Annotated in this window: 18 protein-coding genes; 12 read left to right on the forward strand and 6 right to left on the reverse strand. The window is 43.6% G+C overall.

Annotation, left to right across the window (positions count from 1 at the left end; translation table 11 throughout):
• The first annotated feature begins 294 nt into the window (after nucleotides 1-294).
• The 12 genes from FTV25_RS09760 (at nucleotide 295) to FTV25_RS09815 (ending at nucleotide 17,087) form a co-directional block, all read left to right on the forward strand.
• The gene (locus FTV25_RS09760) at nucleotides 295-1,170 is read left to right on the forward strand and encodes a MetQ/NlpA family ABC transporter substrate-binding protein (protein WP_004786195.1); all 876 of its coding nucleotides are present in this window, start codon (nucleotides 295-297) and stop codon (nucleotides 1,168-1,170) included.
• 72 nt (nucleotides 1,171-1,242) lie between these two features.
• A complete protein-coding gene (locus FTV25_RS09765) occupies nucleotides 1,243-2,268 on the forward strand; it encodes a methionine ABC transporter ATP-binding protein (protein ID WP_180003142.1) in 1,026 nt (341 codons plus the stop codon).
• On the forward strand, nucleotides 2,265-2,960 hold the full coding sequence (locus tag FTV25_RS09770) for a methionine ABC transporter permease (protein WP_180003144.1): 696 nt from the start codon (nucleotides 2,265-2,267) through the stop codon (nucleotides 2,958-2,960). Before FTV25_RS09765 ends, FTV25_RS09770 begins: the two co-directional genes overlap by 4 nt.
• A 564-nt stretch (nucleotides 2,961-3,524) precedes the next feature.
• Nucleotides 3,525-7,097, forward strand: a complete 3,573-nt coding sequence (gene dnaE / locus FTV25_RS09775; RefSeq protein ID WP_180003147.1) for a DNA polymerase III subunit alpha — start codon at nucleotides 3,525-3,527, stop codon at nucleotides 7,095-7,097.
• A gap of 35 nt (nucleotides 7,098-7,132) precedes the next feature.
• Entirely contained in the window at nucleotides 7,133-7,981 is an 849-nt protein-coding gene (locus tag FTV25_RS09780) for an RNA methyltransferase (protein ID WP_034703830.1), read from the forward strand.
• Nucleotides 7,981-8,790 (forward strand): serine O-acetyltransferase, encoded by an 810-nt coding sequence (gene cysE / locus FTV25_RS09785; RefSeq protein ID WP_159122783.1) that lies wholly within the window; start codon nucleotides 7,981-7,983, stop codon nucleotides 8,788-8,790. The genes FTV25_RS09780 and cysE overlap by 1 nt, the downstream gene beginning before the upstream one ends.
• Before the next feature lie 122 nt (nucleotides 8,791-8,912).
• Entirely contained in the window at nucleotides 8,913-9,863 is a 951-nt protein-coding gene (locus FTV25_RS09790) for an ABUW_2363 family tetratricopeptide repeat lipoprotein (RefSeq protein WP_180003149.1), read from the forward strand.
• Between the two features lie 124 nt (nucleotides 9,864-9,987).
• Nucleotides 9,988-11,994, forward strand: coding sequence for a triacylglycerol lipase (locus FTV25_RS09795; RefSeq protein WP_180003151.1), 2,007 nt, complete (start codon nucleotides 9,988-9,990; stop codon nucleotides 11,992-11,994).
• A 289-nt stretch (nucleotides 11,995-12,283) separates the two neighbouring features.
• Entirely contained in the window at nucleotides 12,284-14,908 is a 2,625-nt protein-coding gene (mutS, locus tag FTV25_RS09800; protein WP_180003153.1) for a DNA mismatch repair protein MutS, read from the forward strand.
• 204 nt (nucleotides 14,909-15,112) lie between these two features.
• Nucleotides 15,113-15,436 (forward strand): ferredoxin FdxA, encoded by a 324-nt coding sequence (gene fdxA / locus FTV25_RS09805; RefSeq protein WP_004786212.1) that lies wholly within the window; start codon nucleotides 15,113-15,115, stop codon nucleotides 15,434-15,436.
• Nucleotides 15,437-15,575: 139 nt separating this feature from the next.
• Complete coding sequence (locus FTV25_RS09810; protein ID WP_004786214.1) at nucleotides 15,576-16,289, forward strand: D-Ala-D-Ala carboxypeptidase family metallohydrolase; 714 nt, start codon at nucleotides 15,576-15,578, stop codon at nucleotides 16,287-16,289.
• Nucleotides 16,290-16,421: 132 nt separating this feature from the next.
• On the forward strand, nucleotides 16,422-17,087 hold the full coding sequence (locus FTV25_RS09815; protein WP_166135213.1) for an O-methyltransferase: 666 nt from the start codon (nucleotides 16,422-16,424) through the stop codon (nucleotides 17,085-17,087).
• 170 nt (nucleotides 17,088-17,257) lie between these two features.
• Here the strand turns inward: FTV25_RS09815 and FTV25_RS09820 are convergent, their stop codons facing one another.
• From FTV25_RS09820 to FTV25_RS09845, 6 genes are all read right to left on the reverse strand, one after another.
• Nucleotides 17,258-18,100 (reverse strand): universal stress protein, encoded by an 843-nt coding sequence (locus FTV25_RS09820; protein WP_034703837.1) that lies wholly within the window; start codon nucleotides 18,098-18,100, stop codon nucleotides 17,258-17,260.
• Nucleotides 18,101-18,287: 187 nt separating this feature from the next.
• Nucleotides 18,288-18,905 carry a DapH/DapD/GlmU-related protein gene (locus FTV25_RS09825; RefSeq protein WP_004786220.1) on the reverse strand — a complete coding sequence of 206 codons (618 nt, stop codon included), beginning with the start codon at nucleotides 18,903-18,905 and terminating at the stop codon, nucleotides 18,288-18,290.
• Nucleotides 18,898-19,497, reverse strand: a complete 600-nt coding sequence (locus tag FTV25_RS09830) for a YigZ family protein (protein ID WP_159122803.1) — start codon at nucleotides 19,495-19,497, stop codon at nucleotides 18,898-18,900. Before FTV25_RS09830 ends, FTV25_RS09825 begins: the two co-directional genes overlap by 8 nt.
• A gap of 114 nt (nucleotides 19,498-19,611) precedes the next feature.
• Complete coding sequence (locus tag FTV25_RS09835) at nucleotides 19,612-20,799, reverse strand: HlyD family efflux transporter periplasmic adaptor subunit (RefSeq protein ID WP_180003155.1); 1,188 nt, start codon at nucleotides 20,797-20,799, stop codon at nucleotides 19,612-19,614.
• A complete protein-coding gene (locus tag FTV25_RS09840) occupies nucleotides 20,796-22,934 on the reverse strand; it encodes a type I secretion system permease/ATPase (RefSeq protein ID WP_180003157.1) in 2,139 nt (712 codons plus the stop codon). The genes FTV25_RS09835 and FTV25_RS09840 overlap by 4 nt, the downstream gene beginning before the upstream one ends.
• Entirely contained in the window at nucleotides 22,931-24,472 is a 1,542-nt protein-coding gene (locus tag FTV25_RS09845; RefSeq protein WP_180003159.1) for a TolC family outer membrane protein, read from the reverse strand. Before FTV25_RS09845 ends, FTV25_RS09840 begins: the two co-directional genes overlap by 4 nt.
• Nucleotides 24,473-24,596 lie beyond the last annotated feature (124 nt).

A 24,596-nucleotide genomic window follows, 5' to 3' on the forward strand; every position in this document is an offset into this window, starting at 1 on the left:
TATCCACTATATCGAATAAACAATAATTGCTATGATTGCGCCCATTCAGAGCACCAAATACGATTATATCTTTTAAAAATCTCTATTTACTTTCTCCAAATAGAAAATCGATATGGCGGTTTGGTGAACTCTGACCCGATCGAATTAACGTGAACTGTTGCAGTACATTTGCATTTTCCCTGCCGGAGCCACATGCGACTCGATCTAAGGTCAGCTGAAAGTGTAATAAAACTCCACTTTAACATGACCTTAAAATGCATATACTTTAGGCAACACGAAAATTAGGACATCTTTATGAAAAAGCTACTTGGCGTTTTACTCAGTGCATCTGTACTGACTTTAACTGCATGCGGAAAACAAGAAGCGCCTGCAACGGATGCAGCACAAAACAAAGACTCAGGTGAACTGCAAACTGTTACTATGGCATCGACTGGTTCAGATGCTGACGTATGGCGCTACATTTCAACTTTGCCTGAAACTAAACAAGCCGGCATCAAGCTTGATGTGAAAAACTTTACTGACTATGTGGCGATGAATACTGCTGTTGCCAACAAAGAAATTGATGTCAACGCCTTCCAGTCTTATGCCTATATGGTTGCTTATAACGACGCCAATACTCAAAAGATCGCTCCACTTTCTACGACTTATCTTGAGCCAATGGGGATCTACTCAAGCAAAGTAAAAAAAGTAGAAGAATTTAAAACAGGTGCGACGATTGCAATTCCAAACGACGGCGCGAATGAATCACGCGCATTGTTATTATTACAATCTGCTGGTCTGGTAAAACTTAAACCAAACTTTGACCTGGTAAAAGGCACGCCTGCTGACATTACTGAAAATGCGAAACAGATTGTTATCAAGCCAATTCAAATGGCGACTGCAGTTCGTGTGAAAGATGAAGTTGATGCGATTGTTCTAGGTAATACTTTGGCAATGGAAGGTGGTCTGAACGTATTGAAAGATGCGATCTATTACGAAGCGATTGATCAAAGTACTAAAATGAATGTTAACGTTTTAGCTGTCGCTGCTGACCGTCAAAATGATCCTGTACTTCAAAAAGTTGGCCAGTTGTATCATACTCCAGCTGTGAAAGCCTATGTTGATGAACACTTCGGTGGTACTAAAGTTGCTGTCAATAAACCAGTGACTTATTTAACCGAAGAAAAGTAATACAATAATCAATATTCAGAACAGGCAAGATTTCTTGCCTGTTTTTTTATTCGTGATGCAGTATTTGACACTATGATTGAATTTAAAGACATCTCCAAACAGTATGAGCTCAAGGGTCAAACCTTACGTGCCTTGAATCGGATTAATTTACAGATTCCGACCGGCAGTATCTTTGGCATTATTGGTTATAGTGGTGCCGGTAAAAGTACCCTGATCCGCCTGATTAATCTGCTTGAACGCCCTACTTCTGGTCAGGTGATTATCAATGGCACGGACTTTACTGCTTTGGATGCCAAATCATTGCGTCAGGAACGTACCCAGATCGGTATGATTTTCCAGCACTTCAATCTGATGCAGACCAAAACGGTGGTTGCCAATATTGAAATGCCGATGAAATTGCTGGGCTGGAGCAAAGCTGAACGGGAAAAACGTCTCGAAGAACTGCTGGATTTTATTGATCTGAAACATAAGCGTCATGCTTTCCCGGATGAACTGTCCGGTGGTCAAAAGCAACGTGTTGGTATTGCTCGTGCATTGGCAAATCACCCAAAAATTTTGTTATGTGATGAAGCAACTTCTGCTCTAGATCCGCAAACTACTAAATCTGTACTGCAACTACTCAAACGGATTAATCAGGAACAAGGCATTACCATTGTTATGGTCACCCATGAAATGGATGTGATTGAAACCGTGTGTGATTATGTTGCTGTTATGGAAAAAGGCGATGTGATTGAAACAGGTTCTACCTTACAGATCTTTAGTCAGCCGCAGCATCCAACCACCAAGAATTTCATCCAGACTGTATTACAGCAAAATTTACCAGTGAATATTCTGGCGAATCTGGAAAATCAGAATCATCACAGTATTTATTGTTTAAAATTCCTGGGCAGCTCAGCGCAGGAAACCGTGATTCAGGGCGTGATCAAACAATTTGATATCAGCTTGAATATCCTTTTTGCCAATATGACAGAAATTAATGGGTCGGTGATTGGCCAGATGTTTATTCAGCTCTTAGGCGATCCAGCACAAATTACAGCAGCAATGCAATATCTGAGAGATAACGGCGTACAAGTAGATCAGGCGGGAGTACAAGAATGAGAGACTTAATTGTACAGTGGCTTACCACGATCACTGCGCCATTCTGGAAAAGTTCCCTGTCGATGGATCAGTTTGTTACAGCACTACAAGAAACTTTCCACATGGTATTCTTCGCGATGCTGTTTGGCTGTATCTGGGGATTTATTCAGGCGATCATTTTACTTGTCACTCGTCCAAACGGGATTCTGCCAAACCGTGTGATTTACCACGTTCTAAACCCGATTGTGAATGCACTGCGTTCCCTACCATTTATTATTCTGCTGATTGCAGTGATTCCACTTACTAAATTTTTGGTCGGAACATCAATTGGTACTTGGGCAGCGATTGTACCTCTAACTATTTATGTCGGTCCTTATATCGGCCGTCTGGTAGAAACTTCTCTGCTGGAAGTGAATGAAGGCATTATCGAATCTGCACAAGCGATGGGTGCAACGCCAATGCAGATTATTTTTAAGTTTATTCTGCCGGAAGCGCGTAGTTCACTGATTCTAAATCTAACCACAGCAACTATCAGTTTGATTGGTGCAACCGCAATGGCTGGAGCAGTTGGTGCCGGTGGTATTGGTGACTTAGCGATCTCTTATGGTTATCAGCGTTTTGATACATCTGTGGTGATCATGACTGTGATCGTTTTACTGATTCTAGTTCAGATTGTACAAAGTGTCGGGGACTGGTTATCGCGACTTCGTTAAGCTAAATTCCTAAGGAAATAAAGCCCTCTTTCTGAGGGTTTTATTTTCTACTGATAAAATATCTGCATCTTAAACATCGAAGCGCACATTTGATACATGACGTAGCAGCATGGATGCTGCCGTTGATCTGTGGCACATGGAAGTGCCACAGATCAACAAAGGGGTTTTGTTACTTTTGGCCCGTCAAAAGTAAGGCATAACTACTCAAAATTTAAATTGAAGTAAAAATAATGAAATTCTAATTTTCAAATAACTTTATGAATAAACTTACTGACACTTGAAATTCTTCTTTTACTTTTGAAAGATGAATAGCACTGCTATGCAAGGTAACAAAAATCTTCTGTTAGCTTGATGATACGTCCCTGTATCACAAGCCAACGGCGACATCCATGTCGCCTAATACAAATTCAATTTGGATACGTAGTTCTATTCCGATAAAATGATAAACATGACTTTAAGTCAATTCTAATTCACAATCTAAAAGTTCAGCATTTCCCCTCAATTTCAAACTGAAACAATAAATCCCGTGCTAAACTATCGAGTGGTTTTTGCAGGGACTCATTTATGCACTTTGTTCATCTTGGTATTCATACAGAATTTTCGATTACTGAATCCATCGTACGTATACCTGACTTGGTCAAAGCTGCTGCGAATGACGAGATGCCAGCACTCGCGCTGACTGACTTATCCAATCTACATGCTGCTGTTAAATTCTATAAAAAATGTTTGGATAAAGGCATCAAACCGATTCTTGGCTCTGAAATTCGTCTGAATGATGCTGAGCATCGGGTTACCCTGCTTTCCATGACCAACAAAGGCTGGCGCAACCTGACCGAACTGGTGTCTGAAGGTTATATCAGCGGCCAGCAACTGGATATTCCTTGCGTACAAAAAGATTGGATCTTGAATCAGCACGATGACATGATCGTATTGCTCGGTATGCAGTCCGATGTCGGCAAAATGCTGATTACTTCAAATCCCGATAAAGCTGAACCGCTACTGCAAGAATGGGTAGAGAAATTTGGAAATCGTGTTTATCTCGCCCTCACCCGCACTGGCCGTGCTAATGAAGATACTTTCATTGAAGAAGCGGTAAAGCTCGCAAAGAAATATAATATTGGTGTAGTTGCACATAATGATGTGCATTTTATTGCACGCGAAGACTTTGAAGCACATGAAGCGCGTGTCTGTATCGCAGATGGTTATGTGCTTGGTGATAATCGCCGTCCTAAAACCTATAGCCCTGAGCAATATTTTAAAAGCTCAACAGAAATGGCGGAACTGTTTAGCGATATTCCAACCGCGATTGAAAACACCTTCCATATCGCAAAACGTTGTAATGTCACCCTACGTTTAGGTTTCAACGATCTACCAGATTATCCAATTCCTGAAGGCCATACTATTGACACCTACTTCGCACATTTATGTGAAGAAGGTTTAGAAGAACGCCTGAACTTCCTGTATCCACCAGAAAAACGTGAAGAAGACTGGCCTATAATCCGTCAGCCTTATGATGAACGTCTGGCCTTTGAGATCAAGATTATTCTGGATATGGGCTTCCCAGGGTACTTCTTGATCGTCATGGACTTCATTCAATGGTCCAAAGGAAATGGCGTACCGGTAGGTCCGGGCCGTGGTTCAGGTGCGGGTTCCCTCGTAGCCTATAGTTTGAAAATTACCGATCTTGATCCTCTGCGCTATGACCTGCTGTTCGAACGTTTCTTGAACCCGGAACGTGTGTCGATGCCCGACTTTGACGTCGATTTCTGTATCGCTGGTCGTGACCGCGTAATTGACTATGTGGCACGGACTTATGGTCGTGATGCGGTATCGCAAATTGCGACTTTCGGTACCATGGCAGCGAAAGGTGCGATTCGAGATGTAGCCCGTGTCTTGGGTAAATCTTATGGTCTGGCTGATCGTATTTCCAAACTGATTCCAACCAAGCCTCTGGGTTTAAGCCTTGAAGAATCATTGGAAGCTGAACCTCAACTGAAAGATATCGTCACCAATCCATCGAATCCCGATTATGACGATGCCTCAGAAATCTGGGAAATGGCACTCAAGCTTGAAGGCATTACCCGTAATACCGGTAAACATGCCGGTGGTGTAGTGATTGCACCAACCAAACTGACCGACTATTCAGCCGTGATGTGTGATGCGGATGGTACAGCACGTGTTGCTCAATTTGATAAGGATGATGTCGAAGCTGCCGGTCTAGTGAAATTCGACTTCTTAGGTCTACGTAACCTGACCGTTATTGAAGATGCCATCAAGCACATCAATGCACGCCCAGACGTGACCGAACCGGTGAATATTTCCTATATTCCGCTGGATGATAAGCCAGCCTATAACATCTTCGCGACGGCGAATACCACTGCGGTATTCCAGTTTGAATCCGTCGGCATGAAAAAGATGTTGAAGGAAGCACGTCCTAGCAAGTTCGAAGAAATTATCGCCTTCGTATCGTTATATCGTCCGGGTCCAATGGATCTGATTCCTGACTTTATCCATCGTATGCATGGTGGCGAGTTTGAATACCTGCATCCATTACTGGAAAAGGTATTAGAGCCGACTTACGGGATCATGGTATACCAAGAACAGGTAATGCAGTCGGCACAGTTCTGTGCCGGCTATAGCTTGGGTGGTGCGGACTTACTTCGTCGTGCGATGGGTAAGAAAAAACCTGAAGAAATGGTCAAGCAGCGTAAGATCTTCATTGAAGGTGCTGCGAAAAAAGATATCGATGAAGCAACGGCGAACCATATCTTCGACTATATGGAAAAATTCGCAGGCTATGGCTTTAACAAATCGCATGCTGCAGCCTATGCACTTGTCGCCTATCAAACAGCTTGGTTGAAAGCGCATTATCCTGCTGAATTCATGTCAGCGGTGATGACCTCGGAAATGCAGAACACTGATAACGTGGTGTTCCTGATTGATGATTGCCGTCATAACGGACTGGAAGTATTACCACCATCGGTGAATATGTCGATTTACCAGTTCCATGCCAGTGATCCAAAAACTATTGTGTATGGTTTAGGTGCGATTAAAGGCGTGGGTGAAGCGGCAATGCAGTCCGTGATTGAATCACGTCAGAAAGAAGGTCCTTATAAAGACCTGTTTGACTTCTGTCACCGTATCGACCTGAAAAAAATCAATAAACGTACGCTCGAAGCCTTGATCCGTGCGGGTGCACTAGATTGTCTAGGCATTGAACGTGCTGACCTAATGGCACAATTGCCTGAAGCGGTACAAGCTGCGGATCAGGCGCGTCAGAACCGTGAAACCGGGATCATGGATCTGTTCGGGGAAGTTGAAGAAGTCCAACGTAAACCTGCCAAACCGGTGAAACCTTGGTCAGATGAAGTTCGTCTGAAAGGTGAAAAAGATACCTTAGGTCTATACCTGACTGGTCACCCAATTGATGTATATCGTAATGAACTAAAAGCTTTTGTACCTTGTCAGATCAATGAATTAACCCCAACCCGTCGTGGTGTAACGACTGTGTTTGCCGGTCTGGTAGTCGATGTCGCTAACTTCCCGAACCGGATGATGGTGACATTAGATGATGGTACGGCACGTATCGAAATTTCCACCAACCATGAACGCTTCCAGCGCTTTAAAGACATCGTTCAGGTCGATAAAGTGGTAGTGATTGAAGGTGAAATCTACGAACGTGAAGGTTTTGACCGTCCACTCGGTCGTTTAACTAAGGCCTTTAGCCTGAATGAAATCCGTCAGAAACGTGCTAACAGCATCAAGATTACCTTGCAAGCTGAACATTACAGCAAAACCCTCAGCCGTGACTTGCAGCAGATTCTAGTGCCATATACCAATGTGGACATGAGCACGCATATTCCCGTGATTCTATATCTGGATTATGGCTATGCCACGGCCGAACTGCATCTGGGTTTAAGCTGGAAAGTTGCGCCGCTGGATGATCTTCTCGCCAAGCTGCGTGATTATTTTGGCAAGACTGCGCTCTATATCGAGTATCAGGTGAAGTCTAAAGCTGCACGTGCCGTATCTTATGAACAAGCCAAGCCGGTCGAGGTTCCGCCCCCACCTGCTGACATGAGTATGGACGATGCTCTGGCACAATATGAAGCTGAATCTCAGCCGCAGTATTCATAAATCTCCCATTTTAATATATCCAAACTGGAATCATCATGAGTCAAATTGACAATGCTGCTGTTTCAGCACATCTCTCTCATGTGCGTATTGTCATGGTTAATACTACCCTGCCTGCCAATATTGGTAGTGCCTTACGTGCCATGAAAACCATGGGCCTGTGCAAGCTGGTTCTGGTTGCGCCTAAAACCTACCCACATCCGGACATTGATGCCCTAGCTGCAGGTGCAACCGATCTGATCGAGCAGATTGAAATCGTAGAAACGCTAGAAGAAGCCATTAAGGATTGCCAGATCGTCTTTGGGACCAGTGCGCGTAGCCGCACCATTCCATGGCCTTTACTAGATGTCCGTCCAGCGGCAGAAAAAGCACTTTCTGCTGTGGTGCAAGAAAAACAGGAAATTGCGATTCTGTTTGGCCGTGAAGACCGCGGTCTGACCAATGAAGAACTGGCAATGGCGAATTATCACTTAACCATTCCTGTGAATACGGATTATGGTGTTTTGAATGTTGCTCAAGCCATTCAGGTGATCTGCTATGAACTGCGTATGGCAGCACTGGATCAGGTTGAACACCCACGTGATCCAAAAGCCACCATGCAAGTCATTGATGGCATTGAAATGGAATGGGATGAACCACTGGTGACCCATGAACAGATGGAACAGTTCTACCCGCATCTGGAAAAAATGCTGGCAGAAATTGAATTTATGGATCCAAAAAACCCACGATTACTTCCTTTACGCTTGCGTCGCCTTTTCGGACGTATACAATTAGATCGTATGGAATATCACTTACTTCGTGGTATTTTCACTCGTGTTCAGGCACTGAATAACGGCACCTGGAAAAAATCTTCCCATACATCACAACAGGATGAGGATCAAAACTAATGCTAAAACAGCTCAAAGAAGATATCCAAGCTGTCTTTGCGCGCGATCCTGCAGCACGCAATACCTTAGAAGTCTTAACCACCTACCCTGGCATCCATGCACTGATTATGCATCGGATGGCACATGAGCTATGGAAAAAAGACTGTAAAGGTACAGCGCGTGTTTTGTCCTCTTTTAGCCGTTTTGCAACAGGTATCGAAATTCACCCAGGTGCCAAGATTGGTAAACGTTTTTTCATTGATCATGGCATGGGCGTTGTGATTGGTGAAACTGCGGAAATTGGCGATGATGTCACCTTGTATCATGGTGTGACTTTGGGTGGTACCACCTGGAATAAAGGCAAGCGTCACCCGACTCTGGAAGATGGTGTTGTTGTTGGTGCAGGTGCTAAAATCCTGGGGCCATTCACGGTAGGTAAAAATGCCAAGGTTGGTTCCAATGCTGTGGTTACCAAAGCAGTTCCGCCGAATACCACAGCGGTCGGCAATCCTGCCCGATTTATTACCAAAGACCAGCCAAAAGAGGATGCTGAAGCACGTCGTCGTGATTATGCAGAAAGCATTGGCTTCCAGCCTTATGCAACTACACAGGATCAGACCGACCCAATTCTGGAAGGCATGCGTGTTCTACTTGACCGTATTCAACAAAATGAAAAACGCATGAATACACTGTGCAACCGCCTGTCTCTGCTTGACCCAACTTTTAAGAAAAACCAGTTAAATGAACAGCCATTTAGCAAGGAAGAACTTAAAATTCTAGAAGATGCGCGCCGTGAGTGCGAAGCACAAACCAGTCAGTCCAAGGCCTGACTATAAATCGTAATTCTTTTGTAACACGCATTTGCTTGCATGATCGCAGCACTTTTCATAGACTGACGATCATGCATTTTTTGAATAGATGTTTTAAAAAATAACATGAATGGACGGATATTATGACCTTGAAGCCCTTAGCAATTGCTTGCTTAGCTTTTACCATGACGGCGTGCTCTATGGCACCGACATCAAGCAAACAAGAACAGAAACCAGCTGATCAGATAGTTTTTGTTGAACCTGAACTTACTCCGCCATTTTATGCTTTAAATCCATTTAACTATAACGAACCACCTCCATTTGAAGTTCATTTGCAAAAAGCCGCTGCGCAGCCAGTGACGAAAATGGTGGTCACTGATCCTAAAGATCCGTCTAAACAGTTAACCCTAGATGTGAACAAGCTGATCATCCCGATGGTGGATAGCAATACACGCAGTATGCGTTATGCAGCACTTGCCAATGAAAATGAAATCGACATTACCGAAATCGATGATTTCTTGCAGATGGTAGAAGGTAAAGCGCGTCATTATCCACCCCGCTTTAGCGACCGTCAGGAACGCCGTGGTTTTGAAGCAAAACTTCGCGAAGTTTCTCAACAGCTGGATACCTTGGCTTCACGTCCGAATGCTTCATTTGATGTCTTAATGCGTGCATTTAAGGCCAGCGTGATGGCACGTAATCTTGATTTGGGTTCTATCTATACCACCAAATCAATGACCTATGCACAGCGCATTCTTCGTATTAACCAGGATGATGCTGAAGCAAACTTCTGGTTCGGTTTTGGTCTGTCTGAAGGTGGTGGTCACCGCGAAGCAATTCAGTATCTGGACAAGGCAATGCAGGCAGGTGTTCAAGAAGCTTATTTATCTGCGGCAAATAACTACATTGCCATGGAGAATAAAAAGAACGCTGTTCAGGTTCTGAATAATTACAAAATTAAATATCCGCAAGAAGCTGAAGTCGCTGATCGTCTGATTCAGGAAATTGAAAAACAGGGTCGCTGGAACGTATGGCAAGTCATGCAAACAGCCGCTCCTGCACCAACAACCCCTGCGCCTACACCAGCACAATAAGCTATATTTCAGATTCATAATATTACAAATAGACCGCTCCGGCGGTCTATTTTTATGGGAAAAAATTAGTAAAATACAAAGCATTATCAAGCTTTATAATTTTAAATGAGTGTTCAAAGTCTTTATGCACGAGAAAATAAATAAGATAGCATTACTTTGCACTGTACTCATGACAGCTGTACTGAGTGGCTGTCAGGTGGTGAGTGTTAAAGAGCAGGCTATTAATGTCACCATCAATAATGAACGCGATAGCATTCTTACACGCGATAAGTTGAGTGAAGCCAGTCTGAATGTCCTGTCCATGACCGGACGTGAAGCACAAGTCTGTGAAAATAATCCAGAAGAATGTGTGAAAGAGCTACAAGAAATTCCACAGATTCTGGATGAGCAATTACTTTCAACATCGAGTGAATTATATCTAGCTAAATCACTCCAGCTTGGTAAATCGGCTGAATGTAAAACCAGTGCTCTGGCTAAGACCCGATCTGAAGAAAAACAGCAACTGCAAACCCAGAACCTGCAAAAATGTCAGGAACAGCAGTTACAAATGCTGGATAAAAGTATCCGCTACAGTTATGCCTATCTGTTTCAGACTGAACGTGCACCACAGGACCGGATCTTCGACAACCGACAAGTTCAGATTCGTGACTTTTATAACCTGGCAATTGCTCATTTAATCCAGATCTACGCGGAACGTTATAAAACTAAAGAAGCCGGTCAACGTCTGCAGGTTGGCAACAGCGTCTATACCATTAATCTGGACAATTTCCCCCAGCTCAAGAATCAGCCAATTGAACAGTTAATGTCGACCTATAACATGAACTTCTCTGGTCTGCGCTCGATTACCCGTCGTGACGGTTTCGGCTCTGAGTTTCTGGTGGTCTTGCCAGAAGAAGAAATTTCCAAAAAAGATAAAAAATATCTGGTTGATCCACTAAATCACCAATATCAAAGTGGCGTAAATCCTTTTATTCATTCAGCACGTTATCTGGCAACCACAATTACTGCCATTCCAGAATCAGCGAACTCTGTAGAACAGATTCTAAATAACAGCAACTTCCATTTAAAACTTTATGACCCGTATAAATATGACAAGATTAAAGTTGCCAATAAGGAATATGCTTTAGCGGCAAACTTTTCAGCGCCTTATGGGCTATGGCTGGCAGAAAACAATCTGGGACGCGCAGCTTATCTGACACTGATCAATCGTGACGATAATCTGGTCATGCCGCATCTGTTTATGCTGGAACCTTATAATCCAAATAAAAAGGTTTTGGTGCTGATTCATGGTTTGGCCAGTAGCCCAGAAGCCTGGATTCGTTTAACGAATGATATTATGGGTGATCCGGTCTTAAGAGAAAATTTCCAAGTGTGGCAGGTCTTCTACTCAACCAACATGCCTATACTGGAAAGCCGGTTCCAGATTAATGCGCTGCTTCAACAAGGTTTCGCGCGTATTAGCAATAATGCACCAGCCAAAAAAGAAGCTGTCCTCGTCGGACACAGTATGGGTGGTGTTATTGCCCGTCTATTGGTGAGTGATGCAGATATTACTGAACCCGCTTTTAATATTGTAAAAAATTCAAAGCTGACCAAGTTCCGGGACAATCCACTCTTTAAAGCGCGTTTAAAAATGCAGCCGGTTCCGAATTTCAGTCGTGCTATTTTCCTGGCAGCACCGCACAAAGGTACCGATTATGCAGATCGCTGGCATACCAAACTGGCACGTAAAATTATTCGTGTGCCAAGTGCCTTTTTGGGTGCATTTGCTGACACTGTCCAAGGTGAAATTGGCTTAAGTGATTTTCTGCATGAAGTTGGTCGTGATCTGATTCAGAATGGGCCGAGTGATCTTAGTAAGAAATCAAAATTCACGGCACTGACTAAAGATATTAATCCGGCACCAGGTTTCAAATTTCACTCGATTATTGGCAACAATACAGATAGCGATGATGAAAATATTATGACTGATGATGTCGTCGCTTATCAGAGTGCATATCTTGAAGGTGCGGCTTCCAATAAAATTATCAAAGGTGGACATTCTGTTCAGGAAACGCCTGAGGCTGTACTGGAACTCCGCCGCCTTCTCAGATTACATCTGGTCGACTTGGGATTGTATGATCCTGATTAAATTTTGATAAGCGATATAAAAAAGCTGCCTATCGGTGGCTTTTTTTATGGGCAACCCATGTATCAATACCCTTTTATGCTTTATATCGACTAAGTCCGTACAAATACAGATTCCTGCGGATTTATGTTTCTTTCTAAAAATTAAATTTGTTAGACTTGAGGCAATTATTTTTGACATTCAAACCAGTCTTTACAGGATTTTAGCTTAGGCTATTTTCCAGGTTTTCCGAGGATAGTGTTTCGGAAAAAGATTTCGGTTTTGCTTTATATATTTAAAGGATTTTTTCTTAATGACCAGTTCAGAACTTGTGGCTGATCTCTCTAGCTTAACGCCCATGATGCAGCAGTACATGTCGGTCAAAATGCAGCATCCACACTCATTGATGTTTTATCGCATGGGTGATTTCTATGAACTGTTCTTTGAAGATGCCCATAAGGCCGCCAAAATTTTAGGCATTACCCTGACCCATCGCGGTAAAGCCAATGGTCAGCCAATTCCGATGGCCGGTGTACCTTTCCATGCTGCTGAAGGATATCTGGCTCGTCTGGTAAAAAAAGGCGAAACGGTGGTGATCTGCGAGCAGATCGGTGAAGTGACTGGTAAAGGTCCAGTTGAACGTGGGGTCGTCCGAATTATCACTCCCGGGACTTTAACTGATGATGCCTTATTAGGTGCGCATCAAACCTCCAACCTGGTTGCTCTGTGTGTTCAACACCAACAAATCGGAATTGCACTTCTCGACCTGAGTGCGGGTTTATTTAAAGTCCAGCAAATCGATTATGACTTAAGTCAGTTAGCCATTGAGTTGGCACGCCTGATGCCAAGCGAAATTGTGGTGGATGAAAATCTGCAAGATCAAGCACTGGTAGAATACTTAAAACAACAGCTAGATGTTCCAATCAGTAAACGTCCGAATGTTGATTTCAACCAGAACAATGCTCAGAAGACCTTATGCGACCAGTTTGCAGTAAGCACACTTTCAGGTTTCGGAATTGATCATCTGCCCTTGGCCAAAGCTGCTGCAGCCGCATTGATTCACTATGCCAAAGAAACCCAGAAAACGGCTTTACCGCATATCCGAACCATTCAACTGGAACAAAGTTCAGACTTTATTGCACTGGATCCAGTCACCCGTCGCAACCTCGAATTGATTGAGCCTTTATTTGAACATGGCACTTCATTGTTTCAGCTGATCAATGACTGTCAGACCGCTATGGGTGGCCGTCTGCTTAGCCGCACCCTGATGCAACCGCTTCGTGATACCGCGATTCTGGATGAGCGACTGGATGCGACACAGGCATTGCTTGAAGGTTTCCATGAATCGCCAGTCCGTCTTGTCTTAAAAGAAATCAGTGATATTGAACGTGTACTCAGCCGTATTGCTCTCGGCAGTGCGCGTCCACGCGATCTGGTTCAATTACGTCAAGCTTGTGCACAGATTCCATTTTTACGCCATGCGTTACAACCGCTGTTAAGTCAGCAGAATTCGAAATTATTGCAACAGCTGAATGAAGAACTGGGCGATTTTCATGGCCTGCATCAGCGCCTGATGTCAGCTATTGTTGAAAATCCGCCGGTACTGCTACGTGATGGCAATGTCATTGCAGAAGGTTTCGATAGCGAGCTGGATGAGCTGCGTAAAATCCGTGATCATGCCGGACAGTTCCTGATTGATCTGGAGATTAAGGAACGTGAGCAAAGCGGCATTCCTACCCTGAAAATCGGCTATAACCGTGTCAGTGGTTATTATATCGAACTGACTCGTGCACAAGCTGAACAGGCACCTGAACATTATATCCGTCGCCAAACGCTGAAAAATGCTGAGCGTTATATCACGCCTGAACTAAAAGCTTTTGAAGATAAAGTATTGTCTAGCGAATCTCGTGCACTTGCTCGCGAGAAAATGCTATTCGAAATGTTGCTGGATGAACTGCGTCAGGATATTGGCAATCTACAGATGATGAGCAGTGCGATTGCCCAGATCGATCTGTTGGCAAACTTTGCCCATCAGGCACGTTTACGCAATTGGGCACGACCAAAATTCAGCCCTGAAATTGGTGTGAAAATCGTTGCCGGCCGTCATCCTGTGGTTGAAGCCTTAAGCAAGGCAGCCTTTACTCCAAATGATACCCAGCTGGATTATCAGCACCGTATGGCTATTATCACCGGTCCAAATATGGGTGGTAAATCCACCTTTATGCGCCAGACTGCCCTGATTGCCCTACTGGCTTATTGCGGTAGTTATGTGCCAGCGCAATCGACAACACTGGGTCCAATTGACCGAATCTTTACCCGGATTGGCTCTGCAGATGATTTGTCGACTGGCAAATCAACCTTTATGGTGGAAATGACGGAAACTTCGCAAATTCTGCATCATGCTACCAGTCAATCTCTGGTTCTGATGGATGAAGTGGGTCGTGGAACCAGTACTTATGACGGGCTGTCCCTGGCTTGGGCTTGTGTGCTGGATCTGACTAAACGGATTCAATGTCTATGTCTGTTCGCAACGCATTATTTTGAGCTAACCGAACTGGACAAAGAAGCAGGAATTGATAACTATCATGTCACAGCCAAAGAACTAAATGGCAACCTTATTCTGCTGCATAAAGTCCAACATGGCCCAGCTAGCCAGAGTCATGGTTTACAGGTCGCTAAACTGGCAGGTATTCCTGCGGCTGTAATTAAAGAAGCTCAGCATCGCCTAAAAATTCTGGAAAAGCAGCATCAGGCCAAACCACAAAGTCCACAGCATGACCTGTTTGCCATGCCTGAAATCATCGAAAAAGTCATCGAGATTGAAAAGCCTTCAGCAGCGCTTGAATTATTAGAAGACATTGATGTCGACAATCTGAGCCCACGTGAAGCATTACAGCAGTTATATGCGCTCAAAGATCTCATGAAACAGCCAAGTTAAAATCTCTTCTAAGCCCTATCCCGCATAGGGCTTAGCTGATGATGATTCTCATTCCCTAAGCCTTTTATCAAATCATCGCAGTTTTTTCAAATTTAACAGCCCTATATATAACAAATATCAATAAAAGGAATTGTTTGTTCCCTCTATTTTTGCCTAAAATACGGTATTCGTCATTAGAACCATATTTTTTAGGTAGCTGTCGCCATGACCTTCGTTGTCACTGAAAATTGTATTAAATGTAAATATCAAGACTGTGTTGAAGTTTGCCCAGTAGACTGTTTCTATGAAGGTCCTAACTTCCTTGTGATTAACCCGGACGAGTGTATCGACTGCGCGTTATGTGAGCCTGAATGTCCTGCGAATGCAATTTTCTCTGAAGATGAATTACCGGAAGGCCAAGAAGTCTTTATCGAGCTAAATGCTGAACTGTCTCAAAAATGGCCGAACATCACACAAATTGGTGAGCAACCTGCTGACCGTGAAGAGTGGAATGGTAAAACTGATAAATTACAATATCTTGAAAAATAATTTTTCAAATCTTAAAAAAAGACCAGCACAGACTGGTCTTTTTTATACCCCATCCACACATTTCATTGCAATTTATCCTGATTTTCTCCGTAAAAGTGGACTAAAATAGCGCTATTTTAAAATATCTGAATTGCTATCAATGAAGCATTTAATAAAGGGGTTATTGAGTGTTTGTATAATCCCGCTTGTCTTTGTAGGATGTGCTACCACCACAAAACAGTCTGGTAAGGTAACTCCAGATAAAAGGATTTACATCCCAGAAGAACGAGTCCAGTACAACCATAAACCACAGCCTAAACCGGTTCCTTATGTCTATACTCACTGGGTATCGGCACTGAATAACCTGTCTCTTGTACGTGAATATGAAAACTTTTTGGCCCAGCAAGGGGTCGGAAATATTATTCCAAGTTTTGAGCTGATGCGTACTGCACGGGATTGGGCTAAATGTGGTCGATCGCAATATATGATTCCAAGCCGTGAGCTCTGGTCAAATCAGGTGCCTACTTTACGTGTCTTCAAATATCTGGTTGCTGCCAATGTACTGACTGATTTTGAAGTCACTTCGGTTTATCGTGACCTGCCTTTAAATCAGTGTGCCGGTGGAGCCAATTCTTCACGTCACCTGTTTAACTCGGCAATTGATTTTCGGATCGGACCTGAGTACCCACAGGCTCAGGATTATGCAGCAATTGAAAATACCAAGTTCAAACTGTGCCAGTTTTGGTTACAGCATGGACAAAGCCTGAATATGGGGCTCGGTTTATATGCCTCTGGCCAAATCCATATTGATACCCAAGGTTATCGCACTTGGGGTCCGGATTTAAGTCGTCGCTCATCAATGTGTAATTACTAAGTCATTTCATTTTCTATACAAAGCCAGCTTTTGGCTTTGTATAGCCTAAAAAATCAGCGAATATAGAACAATAAATTGCGCTGTGCCCGGAAAAGTTTAAAATGCACGCATCACAACAAAGGTGCGAGTACTATGCAACAAATGTGGACAGATATTGACCGCTACATTGATTCACATTTAATTCCTGAAGATCCTATCCTGAATCAGACTCTTGAAAATACTGCTGCACATGGTTTTCCAGATCATCTGGCTGTTGCGCCGAATCAGGGCATGCTGCTGCAAATGCTGATCCAGATGAATAAGTGCAAGCGCGTACTGGAACTAGGAACCTTTGCTGCATATAGCACCATGTGGCTGGCTCGTGCCCTCCCTGAAGACGGTTATATCCTGACAATCGAAGGCCGTGATACACATGCTGCGATGGGACAGGAAAATATTGATCGTGCACAGTTAAAACAGAAAGTTGAGCTGAAATGTGGCCGTGCTGCAGATGTGCTTCGTGCCCTGCCTCAAGATACTGAAGCCTTTGACTTTATTTTTATTGATGCCGATAAGCAAAGCTATCCTGAATATCTGGAGCTGAGCTTAAACTTTTCTCACTCCGGTACCATTATCTTCCTGGACAATGTGATTCGTGCCGGTGATATCATCAATCCGGATAATAAAAAACCAAGTATTGAAGGCATTCGTGACATGTTTAAAGCGCTGGAAAATCATCCACGTATCTTATCTTGTACTGCTTTACAGACCGTTGGCAGTAAAGGACATGATGGTTTTGCACTCGCAATTGTCAAATAATACGACTAGAACAAAAATCAGCCAATAAAGTATTCCTGATAAATAACATCATCTTACAGAATGTAACCACAGAGTTATCCACAATATATGAGGATAACTCTGGTTATTTTTAATTCAAGCTGTAACAATTTATCAAAAAATACATTTCTGTAGGTTTTATCACCCTCTTTCTACTTCGCTACCAATAATGGCACTTTAGAATTTCGGAAAATCGTTGTCGCAATACTGCCCAAGAAGAACTGGTGGATCTTGCTGTGACTGAATGCCCCCAAGACAATTAACTGAATCCCATGTTCCTGCTGATAAGACAGGATATTTTCAGCTACTTCTCCATAGCGGTATTCTGGAACGACCTCTAGTCCTGCTTCTGTCAAATATTGCAGAGGCTCATTCAGGATTTCCACATGATCCCCGATATAAAGCAGATGACATTGTAATTGTCTTAATAAATCACTTTCTGCAATGCGTTTCATCATCTTCACACAAGTCGGCGAATATTCATAAGCAAAGATAAAACGTGTCGGTGGTCTGAAGTGTTCCCCTACAGTCATCACTGTACAGTTAGCACCACGGATAAAGTTTTCTACATTGGTGCCGATTGGCTTGTTTTTCTCGGCAGAACGCTCACCGAGTAGTCCGATTACAGCAATATCATCAGGTTTTAGAATCTGAAAACTTTGTTCCAGAAAATCACCCTTTTCCTGAATATGGGTGGTGCGGATGCCATAATCTTTAAAGATACGATCCGAAATATGCTGGAGCAGATTATTGCTATAACTAAGCGCAATTTCACTTTGCTTTTGCTCCAGCTCAGCCAGCTCTTTAAGCAACATGGCATTGCTTTCAAAGCCAATCACACCGCTAATTTCCCCAAGATGATAACTGGCCGGGTAATAATCCAGAACCTGTAATAAAACCAGTTCACGACCAGTCTGTTTGGCAATCCATGCAGCCGCATCTGCAAGTGCGTTCGTGCATGGTGAGGAGTCTATGCAGGCAATGACACGTTTCATGTTCAGCCTCTCTTTTATAATAAAAATTTCTTAGTTATTTTTAACTTAGCACAAGCATTAGTAAATGTGCACTGAAATCTGTAAGGCTTGAATTGAAATATGTTAACTTTTATGTGATGTTCTAAGGCCTTTACCGAATATTAAGCACCTGATATAAATCCTTTTTCCAAGAACTTCTTTCACTATTTTAATCCCGATATCGAATCAATTTTGCCGGATTTCCGGCGACAATTGCACGCGCTTCAATATCTTTCGTGACCATGCTATTCATCCCTATAATCGCCTGATCGGCAATTTTCACCCCATCTTTAATGCCGACATGGGCACCTAGCCAGACATCCCGACCAATCTCAATCCCTTTGGACCTGACTGGCTGCTGATAAATCGGCTGCTCCAGTTCCATCCCATGATCAAAGGCATAAAGATGACAATAGGCTGCGATGCGTACCTGATCATGCAGTTTAATCCCAACCCGACCACCATCCAGAATACAGTGATGATTGATTGCAACTTCGCTCCCTATCTCCAAAGGACCATGTAGCGTACAATCTGCCGCAATAAAGGTATTATCTCCGATACTAATTTTACGACCCGGCTCAGCAAAGATATGCGCCAACGGCGAAATAAAACAGTTTTCGCCAATTTCGACTGTTTCCATCTCCATCAGATAGGTCTGATATTCTTTCTGCCAAGCTTCAGCCCAACCACGATTCTTGGGTTTTAAGGACCAATATAGCCAAGGCATATAATTCAGGCGGTGTTTATGCTGCTCACGATATTTCAGTAATGGATCTGGTTCAGTCATCTGTGGCTTCTTCTATGATTTTTAATTGTTCACGTCCGCGAGTAACATCCTGAATCTTCAGAGCAAAAGGTTCAATCTGATGTTTCTGAAATTGTGCCTGAACCTGTACGCCTTCAGCCGAATATTCTTCCTGATAGTCAATCTGCTGCTGATTCAACTCATACTGAAAAATCGCCCACTCATTAAACTGGCAAGCAAATTCGACCTTTTTCTTTTCAATCAGCTCAATTTTTTCAGCTAATAACAAACATTGTCCAGCACAGCCGCCATAGGCACGGACCAGTCCGCCGGTGCCTAATTTAATACCGCCATACCAGCGATTCACCAGTACCAGTACATTGGTTAGCTCATTGCCTTCAATAGTCGCGAGGATCGGTCGGCCAGCGGTACCCGATGGCTCACCATCATCATTAAAGCGTACATGATGACCGATTTTCCAGGCCCAGCATTGATGAGTGGTGGTCGGATCACGATAGACCTCCAGAAAATCCTTCACATCCTGCTCATTTTCTACAGGTGTGGCAAAGGCCTGAAATCGGCTTTTTTTGATGTCTTCCTCAAAACTGACAAGGCTGGCAATGGTAAATGGCATAACTTCAGGCATTCAAATTTCACCTGTGCAGTATACCTGTTTTGATGGGGCAAAGAAAAAGCCTCTCTAAACGAGAGGCTTGATTCAATTTAATTTTATTAATTACTTTTAAATTTAACGTTCACGCAATGCTTCTTTAGCCTTGTTGAATGGCTTGATCAGATAGTCCATTACCGTTTTTGCGCCGGTACGAATGTCAACAGAGGCCACCATACCTGGTGTGATATTAAACTCCTGCCCGGCGGCATTTCTCAATTTGTCACTATCGGTACGGATATACACACGATAGTAGAACTGATCCTGTTTGACTTCATCCCGCAAGGTATCTGGCGAAATCACGGTCACTTTACCTTTTAGACCGCCATAAATCGAGTAATCATAGGCAGTAATCTTCACCAGTGCTTCCTGATCAGGACGGATAAAAGCAATATCACGTGGTGAAATTCGGGCTTCAATAAGTAATTTCTCGTCCAGAGGCACGATGGTCATCAGCTTGCCATTTTGTGGTACCACTCCACCCAAAGTCATGACATCAATTTCTTTGACCACGCCACGAACTGGGGATTTAAAAATGGTCCGGTTCAAGGTATCTGACTTGCCGCGTACCACCTGTTGCTGAGTTTCCACATCAGTATTGGCTTTGGAAAGTTCTTCCCGTGCTTTAACATAGTACTGGTTACGAATATCATTCATCTGGTTACGCAGGTCATTGGCTTCTCGCTTCAACCGTAAAACTTCAACTTCACTGGCTGCCCCTTTAGCCACCAATGGCGCGGTCATTTCCAGTTCCTGTTGTACCAGTACCAATGCCTGTTGCAAGCCGGCAAGAGATTCTTCCAGATTGGCACGACGTGACTGATACAGTGCGGTTTCTTCTTTAACCAGTTTCGGATATTTCAGCACTTCTTCAGGGAAAGACAATGGCGTACCACTCACTTCTGCACGTAAACGAGCGGAAGTCGCACGTGAAGCGATTAGTAAGGATTCTGATTCACCGACATTTGATTCAAAGCGGGTTGGATCAAGCTGAGCCAAGACTTGGCCACGTTCTACAATCTCGCCTTCTTTAACATTTAACTTGGTTAGAATGCCGCCCTCCAGAGACTGAATCACCTGTTCTTTGGAAGATGGAATGACTTTACCCGTACCGGTCGAGACCTCTTCCAGTTTAAATAGCCAGGCCCATGTCAATAGAATTAACAAGCCAATGCCCACAATCCAGATAATCAGACTAGATTTAGGTAATGGCGGTTCCTGAAAGCTCACTTTGTTTGAACGCGTTAATGTTTGTGGTTCACTCATGCGCTTGCTCCCACGACCCGTTTAGTTCCTACCTGTGACTGATTTAATATTTGGTCTCGTGGACCATCCATGACAATTTTGCCATCATTGACCACGAGAATACGGTCAACTAACTCCAGTACGGCGCGACGATGCGTTGCCACTACCAGTGTACGATGGGACAGATACCCTTTCAGATGATCAATTAACTGCTTTTCTGAAACATCATCAATCGCTGCAGTTGGCTCATCTAACAACAAAATTTTAGGCTGGCGGATCAGGAGTCGTGCGAGTAATAAGGCTTGACGCTGTCCACCCGAGAAGCCCACTCCACCTTCCAGAATGATATGATCCAGACCTTCTTTTTTCTCTTGAACAAAGTTAAGTGCACCAGTGATTTGTAAGGCTTCCAGAATCTGTTGATCCGTAGCGAGCAGTGCACCCAAAGTCAGGTTTTCACGAATACTACCGTAAAAGAGTTGTGAATTCTGATTGAGCAGGCCCATATCACGGCGTACATCTGAAGGATCGATCAGAGTCAGATCAATACCATCCAGTTTGACCTTACCCTGTGCTGGGGTTTGCATGCCCGACAACAGTTGTAACAGCGTCGATTTACCTGCACCGTTACGGCCCAGAATTGCAATTTTTTCACCTGGCTTAATTTCCAGTTTTGGAATGACCAGACTCGGTTTGGGATCATCATCGCCGTATTTGAATACCACGCCACTCAGGTCATAATGACCATCCAATACAGGACGGTGAATCAGATGTGAATAGTCCGGTTGATCCACCGGTTTTTTCATCAATTCATCCAGACCGCCTTTAGCAACTTTGGCTTGTTGTAAACGCCCCAAGACACCGGTAATTTGTGAAATAGGTGCCAGCATCCGTGATGATAAAATCGAACAGGCAACTAAAGCACCCGTGGTCATCTCACCATCCATCACCGCAAATGCACCCACCAAGACCACAATGGCAAAGGTGAGTCCCTGAATTTTTTGGGTCCATGCTGTCATTAAGCCAACAATTTTACGTTGTTGCATACTGACATCAGCAGAGACTTCATTCATGTGATTCCATTGGTTCTGGAAGCGGGTTTCAGCTCTTAACAGCTTGATATCTTCAATCCCTTGTACGGCTTCCACTAATAAAGCATTACGGATTGCAGATTCACGCATTCCTAACTGTGCCAACTTGGCCAGTTTTTTCTGCGCCAGAATTCCCGGAAGAATCATGAGTGGTACTACCAATAGCATGACCCAGAACAGGTTGCCGCCAATAATCCAGAAGATTCCCAGGAACAGGAAGAAGAATGGTAAATCTGCAATTGCCGTCACGGTAGTGGAAGTGACCAGTTCACGCACACCTTCAAGTTCACGAATCTGTGAAATAAACGTTCCGGTCGATTTGGAACGCTCACTGTTTTTAATTCTTAAGGAATGCCCAAATACCCGGTCAGATATTTTCAAGTCAGCCCGTTTACCAATAATGTCTGAAAGATAAATACGGGATACCCGCAATACAAACTCGAAAATCGCCGCAATCAGTACACCGCCGGCCAACACCCATAAAGTAGGAATCGATTGTGAAGGAATGACACGGTCATAAACGTTCATCGAGAAGACAATCGTTGCCAAAGCCAGAATATTGGCGATTAAAGAGGCAAACATCACATCGATATAGCGTTTCCAGTCTTTAAGAACAATTGACCAGAACCAGTTTTTCTCAAAGGGCTTGATGTATTCGTCGACACGCGCATCCGGCACAGAAGACTCTGGTCGCAGGATATAAACATGCTTCGCACCTGTTTCTAACTGCTCGATGGTAAAACTTTGCGATAAACCGGCATCACCACTCAGTTGTACACTGACATTACCTTGTGTGTCGATACGTTCAATAACACCGACATCTCCGCTATCAAATTCAACCAATAAGGGCAAACGCCAGGGATTCAGCAGACTGCTATCAAATTTATTTTTGCGGACATTTAATCCCATCTGACGGCTAACAATCTTGAGCATTTCATCAATGTCATGATGCTGGTTCCAGTCTAGTTGCAGACGAATGCGCTCCTCAGATGGTTCGATCCGATAATGCTTGGCAATATTTAAAACTGCCTGAAGCCACGGTTGATAATTTATTGTAGTACTCATGGCTGAACTTCAAACCCCTGAATAGAAATACGGTTAAGCGCGTAAATATCCCGTGTACGACCTGTCACCTGAATGTATTGCACAATTGCCGAATAGATGTCATAGCGCGCTGATTCAATTTCCTGTGCTGCGCTGTGAATAGCCTGTTCTGCGTTTAATAAATCCACTACAGTCCGTGTGCCCAATTTATATTGTTCTTGATATAGCTCTTTGGTTCGTACCGTGGTTTCACGGCGCTGAGCCAGGACATCCATTTGTCTTTGTTTATTTTCAATCTGTTCCCGGATTAAGCGAACCTGATCCAGCACATCCAGATAAACGGTATTGACCTGTGCGCGTGCCGCTTCTTCGGCATAACTGGCAGCACGTGCCTGAGACCGAACAGCGCCCCCCTGATAAAAATTGCTGCTGGCTTCAATCATAATTGAATTATAAAAGCCATCATCTTCATTATTATTTGGATTTCGACCATTGACTGCCTGACTTAAGCTACTTTTCAGATTAATGGTCGGATAACGGCTTAAACGTGCCTGATCTTTTTGCAATCGAGCTACATCTACCCCTGAATGTGCCAGGATCATACTGGGAATCTGAGTAAATTCAGGATCCTGATAAAGATCAGCCTGGGTTACGATACGATCTGGAATTTCCCATTGGATTGCAGAGACATCAAATCCCAATAATGTTCGCAGACGTTGCTGATATTGTCTTAACTGGGTCTGTTGCACAATCAGGTTAGATTGTGCAGCTTCCAGATTGGACTGCGCCTGAACCGGATCGGCCTGTGTGCTAATCCCGGCGCGGGCACGTAAATTGGCAATTTCTGCAATCCGTGCGATACCCTGAATCTGCTGTTCGGCAATCTTGGTAATTTCCTGATAGCGTTTAATATTGACGATGGCATCCGCCACCTCTAATGCAACCTGATCCAGGCTTACCAATACTCTTGCCTGATCTTCTGCCAGTCTCGCCTCTTCAACACTGACATTGGTTTTAATCTTGCCAAAGTCATATAGCATCTGGGTTGCATTCAGAGAAACCACCTGACGTCCACGTTCACCTGAGGTCAAATCTCCGGTACCTACACCGCCAGATAACTGCGGATAATAGGCTGCTTTGGCCACATCAATATTGGCTGCCTGTGCAGATAAAGACGAAATACTCTGGGCAATTTCCGGACGACGCTGAACTGCTGTATGAACCGCCTCAATCAGACTCATTTTTGCAGGAATACCAGCATTTATAGGTCGAATTGAAGATTGTCCCTGCTGCGGCCGACTAATCTGTGGCAGTTCGGCTACTTTTGAGGTATCCAGTGAGTACTGACTCAGTGAGCTAATATCAATCGTCTGCGCTGATCGCGTTGGCTCTGGAGCAATCAGTTTTCCTAACCCACTTTTAATATTATTAAAATAATTCTGTGAATTTTCTGCATGTACGAATGGCACAGATAAAGGCAAAAGAAGAATGATCCATATTCCCTTATTTTTATCTATTATCCCCTGAACATTTTTTAAGTGCTGCACCCTAAATTGCATAATAATGAATGTTTCGTGTTTTAGCCTAACAATATATCAAATCATACAAAAAGATAGCTTTTTCGTCTTAATGTAATTAAAAAAAACCCGCATTTGACGACTAAAGTCTTAATGCGGGTTTTTT

Source organism: Acinetobacter sp. YH12249 (assembly GCF_013417475.1).
Classification (GTDB): domain Bacteria; phylum Pseudomonadota; class Gammaproteobacteria; order Pseudomonadales; family Moraxellaceae; genus Acinetobacter.

What these genes read in the sequence shown, in the direction of transcription:
- FTV25_RS09840 (WP_180003157.1), bottom strand. Translation starts at nt 22,934, where the DNA reads ATGAGTACTACAATAAATTATCAACCGTGGCTTCAGGCAGTTTTAAAT.
- FTV25_RS09795 (WP_180003151.1), top strand. Translation starts at nt 9,988, where the DNA reads ATGCACGAGAAAATAAATAAGATAGCATTACTTTGCACTGTACTCATG.
- FTV25_RS09835 (WP_180003155.1), bottom strand. Translation starts at nt 20,799, where the DNA reads ATGAGTGAACCACAAACATTAACGCGTTCAAACAAAGTGAGCTTTCAG.
- FTV25_RS09830 (WP_159122803.1), bottom strand. Translation starts at nt 19,497, where the DNA reads ATGCCATTTACCATTGCCAGCCTTGTCAGTTTTGAGGAAGACATCAAA.
- FTV25_RS09810 (WP_004786214.1), top strand. Translation starts at nt 15,576, where the DNA reads ATGAAGCATTTAATAAAGGGGTTATTGAGTGTTTGTATAATCCCGCTT.
- FTV25_RS09760 (WP_004786195.1), top strand. Translation starts at nt 295, where the DNA reads ATGAAAAAGCTACTTGGCGTTTTACTCAGTGCATCTGTACTGACTTTA.
- FTV25_RS09820 (WP_034703837.1), bottom strand. Translation starts at nt 18,100, where the DNA reads ATGAAACGTGTCATTGCCTGCATAGACTCCTCACCATGCACGAACGCA.
- cysE (WP_159122783.1), top strand. Translation starts at nt 7,981, where the DNA reads ATGCTAAAACAGCTCAAAGAAGATATCCAAGCTGTCTTTGCGCGCGAT.
- FTV25_RS09825 (WP_004786220.1), bottom strand. Translation starts at nt 18,905, where the DNA reads ATGACTGAACCAGATCCATTACTGAAATATCGTGAGCAGCATAAACAC.
- FTV25_RS09845 (WP_180003159.1), bottom strand. Translation starts at nt 24,472, where the DNA reads ATGCAATTTAGGGTGCAGCACTTAAAAAATGTTCAGGGGATAATAGAT.
- FTV25_RS09815 (WP_166135213.1), top strand. Translation starts at nt 16,422, where the DNA reads ATGCAACAAATGTGGACAGATATTGACCGCTACATTGATTCACATTTA.
- FTV25_RS09770 (WP_180003144.1), top strand. Translation starts at nt 2,265, where the DNA reads ATGAGAGACTTAATTGTACAGTGGCTTACCACGATCACTGCGCCATTC.
- dnaE (WP_180003147.1), top strand. Translation starts at nt 3,525, where the DNA reads ATGCACTTTGTTCATCTTGGTATTCATACAGAATTTTCGATTACTGAA.
- FTV25_RS09780 (WP_034703830.1), top strand. Translation starts at nt 7,133, where the DNA reads ATGAGTCAAATTGACAATGCTGCTGTTTCAGCACATCTCTCTCATGTG.
- FTV25_RS09790 (WP_180003149.1), top strand. Translation starts at nt 8,913, where the DNA reads ATGACCTTGAAGCCCTTAGCAATTGCTTGCTTAGCTTTTACCATGACG.
- FTV25_RS09765 (WP_180003142.1), top strand. Translation starts at nt 1,243, where the DNA reads ATGATTGAATTTAAAGACATCTCCAAACAGTATGAGCTCAAGGGTCAA.
- mutS (WP_180003153.1), top strand. Translation starts at nt 12,284, where the DNA reads ATGACCAGTTCAGAACTTGTGGCTGATCTCTCTAGCTTAACGCCCATG.
- fdxA (WP_004786212.1), top strand. Translation starts at nt 15,113, where the DNA reads ATGACCTTCGTTGTCACTGAAAATTGTATTAAATGTAAATATCAAGAC.